This window comes from Aquimarina latercula DSM 2041 (genome assembly GCF_000430645.1).
In the GTDB taxonomy this organism is placed as follows: Bacteria; Bacteroidota; Bacteroidia; order Flavobacteriales; family Flavobacteriaceae; genus Aquimarina; species Aquimarina latercula.
Genome location: NZ_KE387185.1, coordinates 51561 through 69128, shown reverse-complemented (window position 1 = coordinate 69128; position 17568 = coordinate 51561). Strand labels below are relative to the sequence as shown.

At 32.0% G+C, this 17568-nt stretch carries 16 protein-coding genes; 8 read left to right on the top strand and 8 right to left on the bottom strand.

Annotated elements, in window-relative coordinates:
* Position 1 precedes the first annotated feature (1 nt).
* Together H526_RS0118240 and H526_RS0118235 are read left to right on the top strand one after the other, a co-directional pair.
* Positions 2–397, top strand: a complete 396-nt coding sequence (locus tag H526_RS0118240) for a hypothetical protein (RefSeq protein ID WP_027394318.1) — start codon at positions 2–4, stop codon at positions 395–397.
* A 169-nt stretch (positions 398–566) separates the two neighbouring features.
* Positions 567–1187, top strand: coding sequence for a hypothetical protein (locus H526_RS0118235; RefSeq protein ID WP_027394317.1), 621 nt, complete (start codon positions 567–569; stop codon positions 1185–1187).
* 245 nt (positions 1188–1432) lie between these two features.
* Here H526_RS0118235 and H526_RS0118230 read toward each other — a convergent pair whose 3' ends face one another.
* From H526_RS0118230 to H526_RS0118220, 3 genes are all read right to left on the bottom strand, one after another.
* Positions 1433–2056: a DUF6624 domain-containing protein gene (locus H526_RS0118230; protein ID WP_027394316.1), complete on the bottom strand. Its 624-nt coding sequence runs from the start codon at positions 2054–2056 to the stop codon at positions 1433–1435.
* A gap of 112 nt (positions 2057–2168) precedes the next feature.
* Positions 2169–3662: a M56 family metallopeptidase gene (locus H526_RS0118225; protein WP_027394315.1), complete on the bottom strand. Its 1494-nt coding sequence runs from the start codon at positions 3660–3662 to the stop codon at positions 2169–2171.
* A 1-nt stretch (position 3663) separates the two neighbouring features.
* Positions 3664–4026: a BlaI/MecI/CopY family transcriptional regulator gene (locus H526_RS0118220; protein ID WP_027394314.1), complete on the bottom strand. Its 363-nt coding sequence runs from the start codon at positions 4024–4026 to the stop codon at positions 3664–3666.
* A 230-nt stretch (positions 4027–4256) separates the two neighbouring features.
* Between H526_RS0118220 and H526_RS0118215 the strand changes: the two genes are divergently transcribed.
* Positions 4257–5726 carry an alpha/beta hydrolase family protein gene (locus H526_RS0118215; RefSeq protein WP_027394313.1) on the top strand — a complete coding sequence of 490 codons (1470 nt, stop codon included), beginning with the start codon at positions 4257–4259 and terminating at the stop codon, positions 5724–5726.
* A gap of 224 nt (positions 5727–5950) precedes the next feature.
* On the opposite strand, the gene trpS is transcribed toward H526_RS0118215, so the two are convergent.
* Positions 5951–6919, bottom strand: coding sequence for a tryptophan--tRNA ligase (gene trpS, locus H526_RS0118210; protein ID WP_027394312.1), 969 nt, complete (start codon positions 6917–6919; stop codon positions 5951–5953).
* Positions 6920–6992: 73 nt separating this feature from the next.
* Here trpS and H526_RS0118205 point away from each other — a divergent pair, with 73 nt between their 5' ends.
* Complete coding sequence (locus H526_RS0118205; protein ID WP_035086029.1) at positions 6993–7733, top strand: lysophospholipid acyltransferase family protein; 741 nt, start codon at positions 6993–6995, stop codon at positions 7731–7733.
* Between the two features lie 123 nt (positions 7734–7856).
* Here the strand turns inward: H526_RS0118205 and H526_RS31070 are convergent, their stop codons facing one another.
* The 4 genes from H526_RS31070 to recA form a co-directional block, all read right to left on the bottom strand.
* Entirely contained in the window at positions 7857–9557 is a 1701-nt protein-coding gene (locus tag H526_RS31070; protein ID WP_155839730.1) for a hypothetical protein, read from the bottom strand.
* A gap of 2 nt (positions 9558–9559) precedes the next feature.
* Entirely contained in the window at positions 9560–10105 is a 546-nt protein-coding gene (locus H526_RS0118195; protein ID WP_027394309.1) for an RNA polymerase sigma factor, read from the bottom strand.
* A 39-nt stretch (positions 10106–10144) separates the two neighbouring features.
* Positions 10145–10567 (bottom strand): hypothetical protein, encoded by a 423-nt coding sequence (locus tag H526_RS0118190; RefSeq protein ID WP_027394308.1) that lies wholly within the window; start codon positions 10565–10567, stop codon positions 10145–10147.
* 190 nt (positions 10568–10757) lie between these two features.
* Positions 10758–11771 (bottom strand): recombinase RecA, encoded by a 1014-nt coding sequence (recA, locus tag H526_RS0118185; protein WP_027394307.1) that lies wholly within the window; start codon positions 11769–11771, stop codon positions 10758–10760.
* 500 nt (positions 11772–12271) lie between these two features.
* Between recA and trhO the strand changes: the two genes are divergently transcribed.
* The 4 genes from trhO to H526_RS0118165 all read left to right on the top strand — a co-directional run bounded on the left by trhO (position 12272) and on the right by H526_RS0118165 (position 17564).
* The gene (gene trhO, locus H526_RS0118180) at positions 12272–13303 is read left to right on the top strand and encodes an oxygen-dependent tRNA uridine(34) hydroxylase TrhO (protein WP_027394306.1); all 1032 of its coding nucleotides are present in this window, start codon (positions 12272–12274) and stop codon (positions 13301–13303) included.
* Between the two features lie 146 nt (positions 13304–13449).
* Positions 13450–14751, top strand: coding sequence for a PSP1 domain-containing protein (locus H526_RS0118175; protein ID WP_027394305.1), 1302 nt, complete (start codon positions 13450–13452; stop codon positions 14749–14751).
* Positions 14738–15232: a gliding motility lipoprotein GldH gene (locus H526_RS0118170; RefSeq protein WP_027394304.1), complete on the top strand. Its 495-nt coding sequence runs from the start codon at positions 14738–14740 to the stop codon at positions 15230–15232. The genes H526_RS0118175 and H526_RS0118170 overlap by 14 nt, the downstream gene beginning before the upstream one ends.
* A gap of 1 nt (position 15233) precedes the next feature.
* The gene (locus tag H526_RS0118165; protein WP_027394303.1) at positions 15234–17564 is read left to right on the top strand and encodes a penicillin-binding protein 1A; all 2331 of its coding nucleotides are present in this window, start codon (positions 15234–15236) and stop codon (positions 17562–17564) included.
* Positions 17565–17568 lie beyond the last annotated feature (4 nt).

The following is a 17568-nucleotide window of genomic DNA, read 5'->3' as shown; positions in this document are numbered from 1 at the left end:
ATTGAGAAAGGATATAGAAATACCATTAGTAAAAAATGTTTACATAGCCATTGTGAAAGAGTGGAATGATGAATTTGGAGGCGACGATTGGAATTCTTACATCATTAATGATAGAGATACCCCTATAGAGATGGTATTCGTGGTGACAAAAGGGTATGATGCCCAGAAAAAAACATCTTTACTTAGACACGGTATTGGAACCGTGAATGCCAAATCATCGGCTAAAATAGAAATGATTCAGGAAGAATTGTTTTCCATGAATAATGAATTTGCTGTTTCCTTCTTTTCAGATGGAAAATTGTATGATAAGAAATACATCTTCAGAAAAAATACAATAAACGAACGTGCCTTTCGGGATCTTCCTGTTATGGAACAACGAGGCGTATTAGTATCATAAACTTAAGGTTTTACCATTATTAGTTATTTAACTTATTAAAAAACAGTTAAATAACCCTCGTATTGTTTCTAAATTGATAGTACTTTAGCGTTATATTCCCCTACAATAATTGGAATGCCAACATCCAATTGTCGTGGGGTTTTTTATTCTAATCTTAAAACCAAATAATATGAAAAAAGTATTTTTTTTAGCGGTAATAGTACTATCAAGCATGTTCTTTTCCTGCGAAAAAGGAAGCGTAGAGGAAGCAAATGAAAATGTAACAGGTGATCTTATTGATAATGAAACAGATGTTCAGGGTAAATGGGGCATTGTTTGGCGATGTTATTACATTTTCGAAAGAGGGCTTAACTTTCGAGGTAATTGCTACTCACAATTTAATGGAGTTTGTGGTGTAAAGAGAATATGTATCCCTATCATCGTGGATCCTTGTTGGATTGTGCCTTGTTGGATAGATATTTTTGATCCATGGATAATTTATGAAAAGATAGATCCTAGAGATTTTCTTTCTTTTAGAGATAAACTAGAATTAGATATTGATCCACGAGAAACTGCTATGCCATTTGCATTAAACGAAGAAATAGCGGGATTACAATTTTATCAAGAGGAAGGTTTATTTAAGGATAATGTTTTTACAGTAAAGGAATCATTAGTCTTGGATGCAGAGACTTCCAAAGAATTGGGATTACAAGGTAATGTAGTAAAAGCTGGCGAATATCCTGTGATTCATAATAAAGAGAACGGAACTTATAATGTTATTTTAGCAGTAGAAAAAGGTTTCAAACGCTAATATTTAGTGAAAATGTTGGTAATAAATAAACCTGGTTAGAGTAACTCTCTAATCAGGTTATTATTGTAATTATGTTATGTGAGTAGATAGGTAAAAGGACTTATTCGCCATATCTTCTTACATCTTTATATTGCCAGAGTAAATTTATAATTTCCTAATGACCATCTAGTTTAATTAATTGTAGGTATTCGACCTAGTTATCATAAATCAACTTTACGGTTGCAATACGATTATAAATGTCTTTTTCATTTTTTTTGAGGAATTGTCCAAGGAATATTTTTTGATTTAGAGAAATCTTCAATTGAATTAAGTCCAATTTCTTTTCTTCTTTTGTTTATCGATTCAGGACTTTTAATTGGTAAAAAAGATATTTTTCCTTTAGAGTTATACTCATATTGTGTTCCATAAAGTTGGGACTTATTAGAGTTAATTAACATTCTATCAATAAGCCTAGCATAATGAGTTGGTTGGGATTCTTTTTGTAGTACTGATTCTTTTAATAATGGTGCATATTTCTCTTTTGACGAAATCGAACCATGTTGTAAAACCCCCCATAAAGTGGTATTGGCTAATCGACCAACTTCTGAAATCCCTAACCAGCCATAAGTGTCAATAATCGAAATGACCTCTTTTTCCAAAAGTTTGTCTTGTTTTTCGACGACTTCCCAAAAATAGTCCATTTCATTAGATTCTTTACCAAACTGTTCTTCTGCCTGTTTATATAATTTTCTAAACAATTGATCTTTCATAAAAACTATTTCTAATTGCTTTTTTAAATAATCTTTAGTTTCTTTTGATAATGGTTTTGACTGTGCATAGCTATTACAGATAAAACCAAGGAAAATTATGTGAAAAATTATTCTTTTCATAAACTTCGATAATTGATGCTTAAACCTAACCACCCTCGAGACTAGGCCTCTAGGATGGTTAGTGTTTTTTTATTAGCTTTTAAAGAAAAATTGCCTATTCTAAGAGTTTATTTTATTCTTTTATCTCAAAAACTATTGGTAAAGAGTATAGAACGCTTACCGCTTTTCCATCTTTCATTCCAGGTGTCATTTTAGGTAATGTATTTATGACGCGAAGAGTTTCTTCTTCTAATTTCTTGTGTGGACCTCTAGCCTGAATGTCTTCAATCTCTCCGTTTTTATTTATTTTAAATCTAGCATATATTCTTAATCTTCCATTAAGCCCAATATCATTACCAATTTTAGTGTCAAACTCTTTACCAATATGTTGTGATATTTTCTGCGAAAAGCACTTTTTAGCATCTTCTCCGGTTAAGTGAGTACAATCAGGATGAATAGGAACAACATCTGCTTTTATAAATGGTACGCCTTCTATTTCTTCTTTTTGAGTAATCTCTGGGGTTAATTTCGTAATAGTCTGGATTAAGTTTTGAAAAACTTCCATCTTTTCAGATTTTAATTGATCATCCGAGATATTTCCAATGTCTTGCATAAGAATAGAAAACAGTTCTTTGCTTTCTTCGGAGTAAGTACCTTCACTGTTTATTTTACTTAACAAGGACTCGGCTCTTTGTGTAAGGGTTGTTAATGGTACTTCTTTACTTTCTATTGTACGTGAATCTTCCGAACAAGAACTATAGATAAGCATTGAACTGATGATCGGAATAAGAAGTAAGTACTTTAATAGATAAACTTTTTTTGATTTTGATTTTTGTAACATAACAAGTCTTTTTTTGATTAAAGAATGATTGAAAAATGTATTTATAAATGAAATTTTTTCTGTTTGAAAAACCTGAGATAATAGGTTTTGGTAATAGTCTTTTTTATTGGTTTCGGCTATTGCTTCAGAATCGGCAATGTATTCCTGAAGTGTAGCTATTCTATTCTGGTAGATATATACCAATGGATTGAACCAGAGTATAATTCGTAATATCTCGAAGAAAATTAAATCAAGAGAATGATATTCTCTTACATGTATTTTTTCATGTATAATGACATTACTTTTTTTAATTTCAGAAAGATCATTACCGATGTATATTGTATTGAAAAATGAAAATGCAGTATCAGTATTTGGTAATGAAACTAGAGTGATATTTTTAGTATGTACTTTGTTTCCGGAACGCCTTAGTCTGGATATTTTATATACTTTAAAAAGAAATAGAAATACGCTAATTGTAATTCCTATATACCATAAATATCCAATAATTGGTATTATTGAAAAGTAGTTAGATAGTTCACTTTCTGATCCGATTACAATTTCTGGTAATAGATGAACCTGCATAGGTGAGTTTGTAATGAGTACTTCTGGTAACTGGATACTATATGCTGTAGGTATAAATTGTCTTATAAAGTCTAACCGAATCAAAGGCAATAAAAAGCTAAGAATAGGAGTAATTAATAGATATGCGCGATTCCAGTTAAAAAATGTTTCTTTCTTAAGAAATAGATCATAGGTTACTAAAAATAGTAGTTGAAACGCTATGATTTGTAGTATATAATGTATCATATTATTCTTCTTCTTTGTTTATTTCTCTCATAGCTTCTTCCATTTCTGCGATACTGATATCATTTTTTTTCATGAAAAATGATACCATACTTTTAAAAGAACCTTGAAAATAACCATCGATTAACTTGTTAATACTTTGGTTACTATATTCTGTCTTTTTAACTAGTGGAATGTAGATATGAATTCGTCCTTCTTTACGATAGTTTACAAAACCCTTATCTTCTAGTATTCTAACGATTGTAGAAACAGTATTGTAAGCTGGTTTTGGTTCTGGTAATTCATCGAGTATGGATAGAACACTCCCTTCATTCAGATTCCATAGAATTTTCATAATATCTTCTTCAGCTTTTGTTAATTGTTTCATTTGTCTATTTTTTACAGATCCAAACTAAGAGTTTAGTTTGAGGTTGCTAATATAAACTAAAATATTAGTTCAAACTAATATTTTAGTTTAATTTTTGTTTTTTAAACAAATAGGATACCTTAGAAATGGTTAATTCTGTAGAAAGGTTCCCTAAAAGAGTAGTCTGTCTATTTTAACTTTACTAATAGATTAAATTAAGAATCTTGCGAAATAATCTTTTAATTTTTTTTATGAGAATTCTAGAAATCATTCTACTTACCATTAGCACAATTTTTCCTTTTTACATTTCAACAAAAGGCTATCGATTAAACAAAAAAATCCCCTTGTTGATTATTGGAGGCATCACTGTTTTACATTTTGTTTTTGAAGGATACCGATGGCAAATGATTCCTACTTACTTATTAGTTCTAATTTTAGGTTGGTGTTTGTATAAAGAATATCCATTTTTTAATGGAGGTTGGATTAGAAAAACTATAAGAGGAATAGTATTAATTTTACTATTGTTATTTAGTTGGGTATTACCCTATATTCTACCTGTTTTTAACTTGCCAAAACCTACTGGAAAATACAATATTGGCTCTCAATATATTCACTTAAAATCAACCCAAGATGAAATAATGACTTCTGATATAGGAGATAAAAGAGAATTGATGATAAAGGCATGGTATCCTGCAATCCTAGATAATGAGAAAGCAGAACCTTATCTTAATGACGGGGACAGAGTGAGCTTTGCAGTAAAACATGGGTTGCCTAAAACCATATTTAATTATTTAGATATTGTCAAAACGCATACATATATTAAGCCATCTGTAGCTACAGGTAAATTCCCTGTATTAATTTTTTCTCATGGGAGCTATTCTCAAGCTTCGGGCTACTATGCTTTGATAGAAGAAATTGTAAGTCACGGGTACATTGTTTTAAATATAAATCATACATATGAAAGTACGGGAACACTTTTTCCTGATGGAGAAATAAAGCTTTTTAATTCTGAATACGACAGAAAACAGAATAATCAAGAAATGGCTGAAATGGCTTGGAATGCCATGCAAAACTATAATAAGGCAACAACACCAGAAGAACAATTTAGTACTGTTCACAATCTTATTTTAAATTATTACGGCGCTGAACTAACTGAGCGATATAGCAACGATATTTCTTTGGTTATAGATGAATTAAAAAAATGGAACACATCTTCTTTTTTAGCACACCATCTTGATACAACGAAAATTGGCGTATTTGGGCATTCTCAAGGAGGTGCAGCTGCAGGTCAAGCATTACTTGATAATGACAGAATAAAAGCAGGAATTAACGTGGATGGTATGCAATGGGGAAAAATGATAGATACAATAATGACCAAACCATTTGCTTTAATTTCGTCTGAATGGGATGATTCACACCCAAATTTAAACATACAGGCATATCATAATGGAAGTTCTTCTGATTTTTACAATGCTAAAATCAAGAATTCTGGACATTCTAGTTTTATGGATATTCCGTTAATGATTAATTTACAATTTATAAATGAAGCAGGAACAATAAATCCAAGGAAAACATATGAGGTAACTACAAAAATAGTATTACAATTTTTTGACTTGTATTTATTAGATGAACACTCTGATTTATTGGAGTTAGGTAATAAATATCCTGAACTTGAACTTACGAAAAAAACGAGGAAAAAGTTGCCTAATATTTTGCGATAGCTAATTGTTTTGGCAAAGGATTATTTACTAAGTTAGTTCTTTAACCTGTAACTAATCATACACAAATTCTTTCTAGTATTAAGAAAAAATGAAAGCTTAATTAAGATATATAGAAGAGATTCTAAAGAATAACTATAAAAAGAAAATGCAATCTACTTATAAAGAGATTGCATTTTTTAAGTTTTGTTTTAGAAATTATTAATTCTAAAATGAATCAAAGATATTTAATATCCAACTTTTTCACGCACTCTAGAAAGTACTTTATTGGCAACTTCTGAAGCTTTTTTAGCACCAATGGCTAAAGCTTTATCTACTTCCGCTAGGTTTTCCATATAGTATGTGTAGCGTTTACGTTCTTCAGAGAATTTGTCAATTAATAGTTCATATAAAGCTTGTTTCGCATGACCATATCCATAATTACCACCTAAATAATTAGCACGCATTTCTGATAGCTGTTCTTTAGTGGCTATTAGTTGATATATTGCAAATACATTACAAGTATCAGGGTCTTTAGGTTCTTCTAAAGGTGTGCTATCGGTCTTAATAGACATGACATCTTTTCGTAATTTTTTATCAGGTAAAAACAAATTGATTGTATTACCTTTTGATTTACTCATTTTTGCACCATCTGTTCCTGGTACATACATAGTTTCTTTTTGAAATTGCGCCTTTGGTAGTACAAAAAGTTCTCCAACCTGATTGTGCATGCGTTCTGCTACATTACGAGTCATTTCTATATGTTGTTCCTGATCTTTTCCAACAGGTACAATATCTGCATCATATAATAATATATCAGCTGCCATTAACATAGGATAAGTAAACAAACCTGCGTTAACATCTTCTAATCGATCTGCTTTGTCTTTAAAAGAATGAGCTAAGGTCAATCTCTGGTATGGGAAGAAACAACTTAGGTACCAAGATAGTTCTGTTACTTGTGGTATATCACTCTGGCGATAAAACACCGTTTTTTCTATATCTAAACCAAATGCTAACCAGGTAGCAGCAGTAGAGTAGGTGTTCTCTCTTAGTGTTTTAGCATCTTTAATCTGAGTAAGAGAATGCATATCTGCAATAAATAAGAAAGAATCATTCTCCGGCTGATTAGCCATTTGAATTGCAGGAATGATAGCTCCTAATAAGTTTCCTAAATGAGGTGTTCCTGTACTCTGGACTCCGGTTAAAATTCTTGCCATAGTAATTTTTAGTTTCCGGCAAAGGTAATTTTTTTGTTCAGATACCTCAAACCAATTGTGTATTTTTGCGCTTATGGTTGTCCTTAGGAATATATTAATTCTTCTTTGGCGTATTTGGTTTTATATAATGATGGGAATTCCTATCATTATTCTGTTTCCTATTCTTTTAATACTAACTTCAAGAGAACAATGGTACGCACAGTTTTTTGTTGTGGCTAGGTTTTGGGCTAAAATAGTTTTGTATGGTAGTGGGTTTATACCGAGAGTAAAAAATGAAACAAAAATAGATCCGCAAAGAAGCTATATGTTTGTTGCTAATCATACTTCTATGGCAGATATCATGTTAATGTTATATTGTGTAAAGAATCCTTTTGTTTTTGTAGGTAAAAAGGAACTAGCGAAAATTCCAATATTCGGTTTTTTCTACAAGAGAACTTGTATTCTTGTAGATAGAAGTAGTCAAAAAAGCAGAAAAGAAGTCTTTGATCGTGCTCAGGCAAGACTAAAAGATGGAACAAGTATCTGTATTTTTCCAGAAGGTGGTGTGCCTGAGGATGAGTCGGTTTTATTAGATGAGTTTAAAGATGGAGCTTTTAGATTAGCGATCGATCACCAAATCCCAATACTTCCTTTAACCTTTCTGGATAATAAAAGAAGATTTTCCTACACCTTCTTTAGCGGAAGTCCTGGTAAGATGAGAGCTTATGTTCATAAAGAGATTTTGACAGAAGGATTTACTCAAGAACGTAAGAAAGAATTGAATATGATAGCACGAAATGTTATTTTGGATAAGTTAAAATCCAATCAATTATAAAAAAACAAAAGCTGCTTCTCCCCAGAAACAGCTTTGTCATCATTGCTTCCCTAGAGCAATAATTCAACCTAACCAACTAAAATAACCTAAAACACATTTTAGTTATTTTCTTTTTCATTGTTTTTAAAACCTAAAACTTACTCCTGTATAAATACCAAAATAATATGGTTTAAAATTGTCTGCACTGTCTTTGAAACCATTAAATTGATATTTGAAGATAGGCTCCATATTAATTTTAAACTTATCAGATAACTTATAATCAAATCCTATACCAATATTACCGCTAAAACTAATATCATTGACAGTTTGCTCTCTGCTCACATTTTCGTTTCTAAAACTACCTGCAATAATAGATACTTCATCATCCTCCAGAAATAGAGTACTAACTCCACCAATCATATGAATTCCAACTTTAGAGTTGGTTAGTGCATATTTAAGTTCTAAAGGAACTTCTATGTATCCAATACTATGATTAAGTAATCCTGGATTCTGAGATTTCACTAAAATTTCGCTGTTAACGTCTCCTGGAGGAGGCGCTAAACTAACAGATCCATTTTGATAATCAGAGACAACTATACTTTGGGTATTGCTTAATCCATTTTCTCTTCCTAATGAGGCAATTCCAAAACCAACATCTTCGGTATTGTAGCCAACATCAACCTTGCTAACACCTGATCGTAAAATTAATTTTTCATTTATGGCATATGCAACTTGTATTCCATAACTAAGATTTACTTCCCCTTGTTTATTATTGTCAGAGAATTGGGAGTCTATGGAAGAACCACCAAAAGAATCGTAGTAAACAGGTGCTATATTAGGAGCTATATTCCATCTTTTGATTGTTTTAGACTCTGCTTTAGCTATAGCTGCTTCTTTTTCTTCTTTTTCTTTTATAGCGTCAAAGATTGATTTTTTGCCATTGTCTAGGTCTTGATCTATTACTTCATCTGAAACTGTTTTCTCTGTTTCTCTATTTTTATTGATCTCCGTATTATTTGCAATACTTTCTTCTGTGTTTTTTATAAAGTCTTCAGAATCTTTAAAGTTTGTGTTGTCTTTATTATCAGTGACTTGTTGTTTTTTATTGCCTGACGATATTGCATTATCTGCAATAGTATTCTCAATATTTGTTTTCTTAAATTCAGAAAGTTTTTCTTCTGTATTTTTCTGCGGAGTATTTGTTTTCTGTATATCTGTTATTGAACCGGTGTTAGTTACTTTTTGTTTTGAAATAGTCTGATCTTTTCTGAGGTAATCATCATTAATATTATCAATCTCCTTTTTTGTTTCGTTGATATTTGTTATTCCTTCAGTATTGTTTTTATTTACTGGAGGGTTTTTAAAAGAATTAGTGGTAAAAGTATTTTTACCTTCTGATTTTTTTGAAGATTCTTCTTCTTTATTGTCATTAGTTAAAGAGTTTTCAGTAATGGCCTGGTTGTTTGTTTTATTACTTTCTGAAGTTTCATCATTGAAGTCAAATTCATTATTATCTGAAGTATTAACAAGTGCATCATCAGAGTTTTTAGAATCTAAATTTTGCTTCTCAGAAGACAAAGGCTTTATGTCATTCAATTCTTCCTCGGTACTTACAATAGTTTCTTTTGTTGAGTCATCTGTAACAAATACAGATCCCACGGATAAAATAACTGCTAGGATAGCTGCAACACCAGCAATACGATACCAAAATGGTATAAAAATTACTCGTTTACGATCTTTGTTTTTTCGAGCTTGAATTTTTTTCCACACCTCATCATTAGGAGAAACTTCAAAATCTTTGAACTTCTCCTGAAATAATCTGTCTATATTTTTTTTATCACTCATCTTCATCCTTCAATTGATTGAACGTGATGTTCTTGATTGGTTTCTATTTTTTCTTTTAAAATATTTCTGGCTCTTGCTAAATTAGATTTAGAAGTACCTGTAGAAATATCTAACATTTCTGCGATCTCTTTATGAGAATATCCATCTAATACATATAGATTAAAAACTAGTCTATACCTATCTGGTAATTGTTGGATGATTTCTAATAAATAATCTAATGAAACCGTATCTTCATCGATTTCTACTTCTACCTCTTCTATCTGTTCTTCTCCAATAATTTCAAAAACCTTTTGTTTACGATATTTTTGTAAAGCAGTATTTACGGTGATTCTTTTTATCCACCCTTCGAATGAACCTTTACCTCGATATTGCTCTATTTTGTCAAAAATTGTAATAAAAGCGTCCTGCAAGGTGTCTTCGGCATTAGGGTAGCTGTTAGAATATTTTAGACAGATGGAAAATAATTTACTGCCGTATAATCTATACAGTTGTTCTTGTGCCTTGGCATCTTGTTTTTTACACTTTTTTATGAGTTGGTCTAAACTCACTAACAGTTTTTGTTTTGATTAACAGAATTTATGAAATCATTATTCCACTACGGGAATTTCCATAACTAAAAATTGATTCTCTCCTTGGTCATTTCTACCTTGCCAGAATCTAAATATATATGAATCTTCAAACCCAACTAAAAAGTTGAAGGATACATCAACTAAATCAGTTTGTTCGAGATTTTCACAAGTACGATCATTAACTATTACATTTACTACGGATACAGTTCGCTCATTAGAAACTCTATCATAATCAAATCCACTAAAAGAGTGACAATCCGAAGGTCTAAAGTAAGATGCTGTAATCTCATAGGTGTCTCCTCTTACAAATTGGTCGGGAATACTTACTTCTTCAATTGGAACTAATTCATAAGAAAAATTGATTCCTGCATCATCATCATTCAAACAGCTGGATAAACAAATTGTAAAAATGAATAGTGCTATTATTTTTATATTTTTCATACCACTAATTTTGGGGTTTACATACCAAATTCTATTAGATAGATGTTTAGATATAGATATGGTTGCGTTTAGATGATAGTTTTTTAACGAGAATACTATTTTTAGAAGGATTGATATTAGATGAAACTTCGATATAAGGTATAAAAAAATCCCGGATGTCCGGGATTTTTTTATAGGATACTATTGTAATTTATTCATTTACAATGCTGATAGCTTCTTTGATTTTCTCTTCCAGTTCTTCCATAAGTTCTGGATTATCGTTTAATAGGTTCTTTACAGCATCTCTACCTTGTCCAAGTTTTGTGTCTTGATAACTAAACCACGAACCACTCTTTTTGACAATTTCATAATCAACACCGATGTCTATAATTTCACCAGTTTTAGAAATTCCCATACCATACATAATATCAAACTCAGCAGTTCTAAATGGTGGAGCAACTTTATTCTTTACGACTTTTACTCGGGTTTTATTTCCTTGTACAGCACTATTACTATCTTTAATCTGAGTAGACCTACGTATGTCTAATCTAACTGAAGCATAGAATTTAAGAGCATTACCACCCGTAGTAGTCTCAGGATTACCAAACATTACTCCGATTTTTTCACGAAGCTGGTTGATAAAGATTACAGTACAGTTGGTCTTGCTTATAGAACTTGTCAGTTTTCTTAATGCTTGAGACATTAATCTTGCATGAAGACCCATTTTAGAATCTCCCATTTCTCCTTCAATCTCACTTTTAGGAGTTAATGCAGCTACTGAGTCAATAACTATGATATCAATTGCTCCCGAACGTATTAAATTATCAGCAATTTCTAATGCCTGCTCACCATGATCTGGTTGGGAGATAATTAAATTGTCTATGTCTACACCTAGTTTTTCTGCATAAAAACGATCAAATGCGTGTTCTGCATCTATAAAAGCAGCAATTCCACCTCCTTTTTGAGCCTGTGCAATTGCGTGTAATGTTAAGGTTGTTTTACCAGAAGATTCAGGTCCAAATATCTCTATTACTCTACCTCTTGGATAACCCCCAACTCCTAGAGCTAAATCTAATCCAAGTGATCCTGTCGATATAACTTCTACCTCCTGAACTGCATCGTCCCCCATCTTCATTACGGTACCTTTCCCGTATGCTTTGTCTAGCTTGTCTAAAGTTAGTTTTAACGCTTTTAATTTTGCATCTTTTTCTTTTTCAGTACTCATGCGCTCACTTTCTTTTGTTATTGATAATGGCTAAAATACTATAAGTTTTTTGCATAAACATTTTAAAAATTGTACTTATCTAACTAATTTATTAACAATGATTATTCATTCAATAAAATGGGATTTTGATATTTTTTTAATTCGCAACGCAACCCTTTTTATTTTTCTGCATCTACATAGAAAGCAAAACTAGAACAAACAGTGAAGAAGGAGGATGTAGATGAAATTTCTTAAAAGAGTCGTAAGACATAACCTTGTTGGGTGTACGATTACTTCTATTAGTAATTGTATAGTAGAAGGTGGCTAGCTTCGTTATTTAATTTTTAGTCGTTTTAGATTAAGTAAATTAATTAAATAACGAATTAGCCCAAAAAATGCCTTGAAGTGGTTTTCAAGGCATTTTTTATTCCTATACGATACAATCCTTGTATATTAAACCATGATTTGTACTTTTGCAGAAATTAAAATAAATTCTTTTTAACTTAAAAAATTAGTATAGCATGCAACTGTACAACAAATTAAGTGCAAAAGAGAGAGCTGCTCTTATTGATGAGGCAGGTACTGATCGTCTTACACTCTCTTTTTATAAATACGCACATATCGGAAATACTGAGATTTTCAGAAATCACCTTTTTATACATTGGGATGAACTAGATGTTTTAGGAAGAATCTATGTCGCTACAGAAGGAATTAATGGTCAGTTATCCGTTCCTGCTCCAAATTTTGAAGCCTTTAAAAAACACTTAGATAGTATCTCTTTCTTAGAAAATGTTCGATTGAATATTGCAAGAGAGCAGGATATCAAATCTTTCTTAAAATTGAAAGTAAAGATTCGTAAAAAAATTGTGGCAGATGGTTTAAATGATGAAACTTTTGATGTTACTAATAAAGGAGTTCATGTAGATGCAGACAAGTTTAATCAGTTGATTGAAGATCCTGATACGGTCTTAGTTGATATGCGTAATCATTATGAAAGTGAAATAGGACATTTTAAAGGAGCAATAACTCCAGATGTAGATACATTTAGAGATTCTTTAGATATAATTGAAGAAGATTTAAAAAATCATAAAGAAGATAAAAAATTGGTAATGTATTGTACTGGCGGGATTAGATGCGAGAAAGCTAGTGCATATTATAAGCATAAAGGTTTTAAAAACGTATTCCAGTTAGAAGGTGGGATTATAGAGTATGCCAGACAAGTAGAAGAAAAAGGATTAGAAAATAAATATCTAGGCAAGAATTTTGTGTTTGATCACCGAAGATCCGAACGAATTTCTGAGGATGTTATTTCTAATTGTCATCAGTGCGGAAAACCTTGTGATACCCACGTTAATTGTGAAAATGAGGCGTGCCATTTATTGTTCATCCAGTGTGAGGAATGTGCATCCAAAATGGATAGTTGTTGTTCTACAGAATGTCAAGAAATAAATAGTTTACCATATGAAGAACAGAAAGCTTTAAGAAAGGGTAAAGGCAATAGCAATAAGATCTTTAAAAAAGGGCGTTCAGAAGTACTGAAATATAAGCAATAATACTAAAATGATTTAGATACTATGGTTTTAACAGAAATCATAGTATCTTTATCGATTAAGATGTCGGATGTATTGAGCATCTGATCTGAGTAAGAATCATATTTGTTATGACTAGTCATAGACAAATTTCAATATAGCAAGAGAATATGGGGTGTAGTAGTTGTTCCTCCGGGAAAGACGGACAACCAAAAGGATGTAAGAATAATGGTACATGTGGTACAGATGGTTGCAATAAGTTAACTGTTTTTGATTGGTTATCTAATATGTCACTGCCAGGTGGTGTAGCACCTTTTCATTGTGTAGAAGTTCGTTTTAAAAACGGAAGAAAAAGTTTTTTCAAGAACACAGAAAATCTTTCTTTGAGTATTGGGGATATTGTTGCTACAGAGGCTTCTCCCGGACATGATGTAGGTATTGTTACACTTACTGGAGAGTTGGTACGTATTCAAATGAAGAAGAAAAAAGTAGATATCGATAGTGAAGATGTTAAAAAAATATATCGAAAAGCATCTCAGAAAGATATCGATATATGGCAAAAGGCTAGAGATCGAGAACAAGCTATACAAGTAAGATCAAGAGAAATTGCAATTCGTCTAAAACTCCAAATGAAGATTTCGGATATTGAGTTTCAGGGAGATGGTTCTAAATGTACTTTTTATTACACTGCAGAGGAACGTGTGGATTTTAGGCAATTAATTAAAGAATTCGCCCAAGAGTTTAGTACTAGGATCGAGATGCGTCAAATAGGTTTTAGACAAGAGGCTGCACGATTGGGTGGTATAGGTTCTTGTGGACGTGAATTATGTTGTTCTACTTGGCTTACTGATTTTAGATCTGTAAATACAAGTGCTGCGCGTTACCAGCAATTATCCCTAAATCCGCAAAAATTAGCTGGTCAATGTGGTAAATTAAAGTGCTGTCTTAATTATGAATTAGACGCTTATATAGATGCTTTAAATGAATTTCCTAAAACAGAGATAAAATTACAAACAGAAAAGGGTACTGCAGTATGTCAGAAAATTGATATATTCAAAGGCTATTTATGGTATGCCTATGAAGGAGAATGGATGAATTGGCATAAAATCTCTGCTGATCACGCAAATGAAATCATTGACGCTAATAAAAAGAAAGAGAAGGTTGCAAGCCTTGAAGAATTTGCTTCAGAATTAATTGAAGATACTAAAGTGGATTTTGAGAACGTTGTAGGACAAGATAGTTTAACACGTTTTGATCAACCAAAAAGAAGTAGAAGGAGAAATAAAAACCGAAACAGAAATAAAAACAAGGTTGTAGTAGAAAAGAATAAATCTACTTCTCAAAAATCAAAATCAAAATCAAAAACTAATACAAATACTCCTGAAAGCAAAAATGCGAATAGGAAAAAAAATAACCAACGTAATAATAGGAAACGTAAACCACAGCAACGCAAGAATAATGATAAATCTTAGATTCTTAACTTTGGTTTTTCTTTTTATAGTGTTGTCTTCTTGTGACGACACCCGTGTTTTTGATGAATATAAAACCGTATCGAGTTCTTGGGAAAAAGATGAAAAAATCACATTTGATTTACCGGTATTAGATTCATTACAATCGTATGATTTGTTTATTAATCTTAGGAATACAAATGACTATAGATATAGTAATATCTTTTTGATTAGTGAGATGGAGTTTCCTAATGGAAAAATAGTTGCAGATACTTTAGAATATGATATGGCAGCATCTAATGGAGAATGGCTTGGAACTGGTTTTTCCGATGTAAAAGAAAGTAAGTTGTGGTATAAAGAGAATGTAAATTTCAATGAAAAAGGAATTTATAAAATTACTTTGCAACACGCAATGAGAAAAAATGGAGAGACGTATGGTATAAGTTCTCTTGAAGGAATTACAGATATAGGTTTTAGAATCGAATTTGCACAAAATCCTAAATAAAATGGCTAAAGCAACACCCAAAGCGACTAGGAAAAAGTCAAAAACCCCAGAAATTAGTGTACTTAAATATATTAAGTGGTTTTGGATCACTTTTGCTTCAGGAATATTTTTAGTAATCCTAATTTTCTTGTTTGCAAGTTGGGGGTATTTTGGAGAGATGCCTGGTTTTGATGATTTAGAAAATCCACAAAATGATTTAGCAACGCAGATTATTTCATCTGATGGAAAACAAATAGGAACTTTTTTTAAGGAAAATAGAACACCAGTAAGTTTCGAGGATTTATCCATTAATCTGGTGGATGCACTAGTGGCGACTGAGGATGTTAGATATTATGATCATTCAGGAATTGATGCTAGAGGAACCATTCGAGCTTTTGCCTTCCTAGGTAAAAAAGGTGGTGCAAGTACAATTACCCAGCAATTGGCAAAATTGCTTTTTACAGGTACTAGATCCAAAGGTTGGCAACGGTATACCCAGAAAATTAAGGAATGGGTAATTGCTGCAAGATTAGAAAGACAGTATACTAAAGATGAGATCATGGCTATGTATCTTAATAAGTATGATTTCTTAAATCAAGCAATTGGAGTTAGTTCTGCTTCACGAATTTATTTTAATAAAACTCCAAAGGAGCTAAAAAAAGAAGAAGCTGCTGTATTAGTCGGTATGCTTAAGAATTCTTCGCTCTTTAACCCTTTAAGAAGGCCAGAGTTAGTGAAAAATAGGAGAGATGTTGTTTTGTCTCAGATGGCAAAATATGAATATATAACTACTAAAGAAAAAGATAGTTTACAGCAATTACCTTTAAATTTAGATTATGCTCCAGAAGGGCATTCTGATGGAATTGCTACTTATTTTAGAGAGTATGTAAGAAGTTGGATGGGTAACTGGGTTAAAAAGAATCCAAAAGGAGAAGATGAAGAAGGAAACCAGCAATTTTATAATATTTACAGAGACGGATTACGAATTAATGTAACCATTGATTCTAGAATGCAAAAATATGCAGAAGAAGCTGTTCATGAGCATATGTCTAACTTACAAAAAGAGTTTGATAAGCAAGAACTTAAGAATAAAACAGCACCATTTAGAGATCTTACTAAACAAGAAGTAAATGGAATTATAAAAAGAGCTATTCGTAGTTCGGCTAGGAGAAAGAAAATGTTATCCCAGAATAAAAGTGAGGAGGAAATTTTAAAATCTTTTGATGTTAAGACAGAGATGAAAATATTTTCCTGGAAAGGGTATATCGATACTATTATGACTCCTAGAGATTCGATTTTGTATTATAAGAGTTTTCTAAGATCTGGTATGATGTCGATGGAACCTCAAACTGGGCAGGTTAAAGCTTGGGTCGGAGGTGTTGATATAAAACACTTCCAGTATGATCATGTGTATCAAGGAGCACGTCAGGTGGGTTCTACTTTTAAACCTTTTGTGTATGCTACGGCAATTGATCAACTTAAATTATCTCCTTGTGATACATTACCTATGTCACAGATTACAATTCCTGCAGGATCGCATGGTGTAATGGAAGATTGGACACCAAAAAATAGTGACGCAAAATATACGGGTTATCTTAGTCTTAAAGAGGCTTTGGCAAAATCGGTAAATACAATTTCTGCACGTTTGATGGATCGAATTGGGCCAGAACCTATCGTAAGACTCGCTAAAAAATCTGGTGTTGAATCTGAGATTATAGAAGTTGCTTCTATTGCATTAGGTTCGGTGGATCTTAAATTGTCTGAGATGGTTGGTGCATATGGTACGTTTGCTAATGAAGGGATTTATAATAAACCCGTTATGATCACTAGTGTTGAGGATAAAAATGGAACCACTTTATATCAATTTGAGCCAGAAACGAGAGATGTTATTAGTAAAGAAGCAGCTTATGTAACACTAAATCTATTAGAAGGGGTAACGCAGTCAGGATCCGGGGCTCGTCTTAGATCAGGACCTTCCAATAGATATGATTTAAAGAATGTGGTAACAGGATATCCTTATCAATTTACAAATCCAATTGCAGGTAAAACTGGTACAACGCAGAATCAAAGTGATGGTTGGTTTATGGGTATAGTTCCTAATTTATGTACCGGTGTTTGGGTTGGTGCAGATGATCGTGCTACACATTTTAATTCTACAAGATATGGTCAAGGAGCTACAATGGCATTGCCAATTTGGGCTTTATATATGAGGAAGTGTTATGAAGACAAAACGCTTAAAGTATCGAAAGCAGCGTTTAAAAAGCCAGAAAATTTAACAATAGAGGTAGATTGTAAGGAGTTTAAGAAAAACATTAAAATAGAAGATCCAATAGAAGATGAGTTTGGTCTTTAGGTAA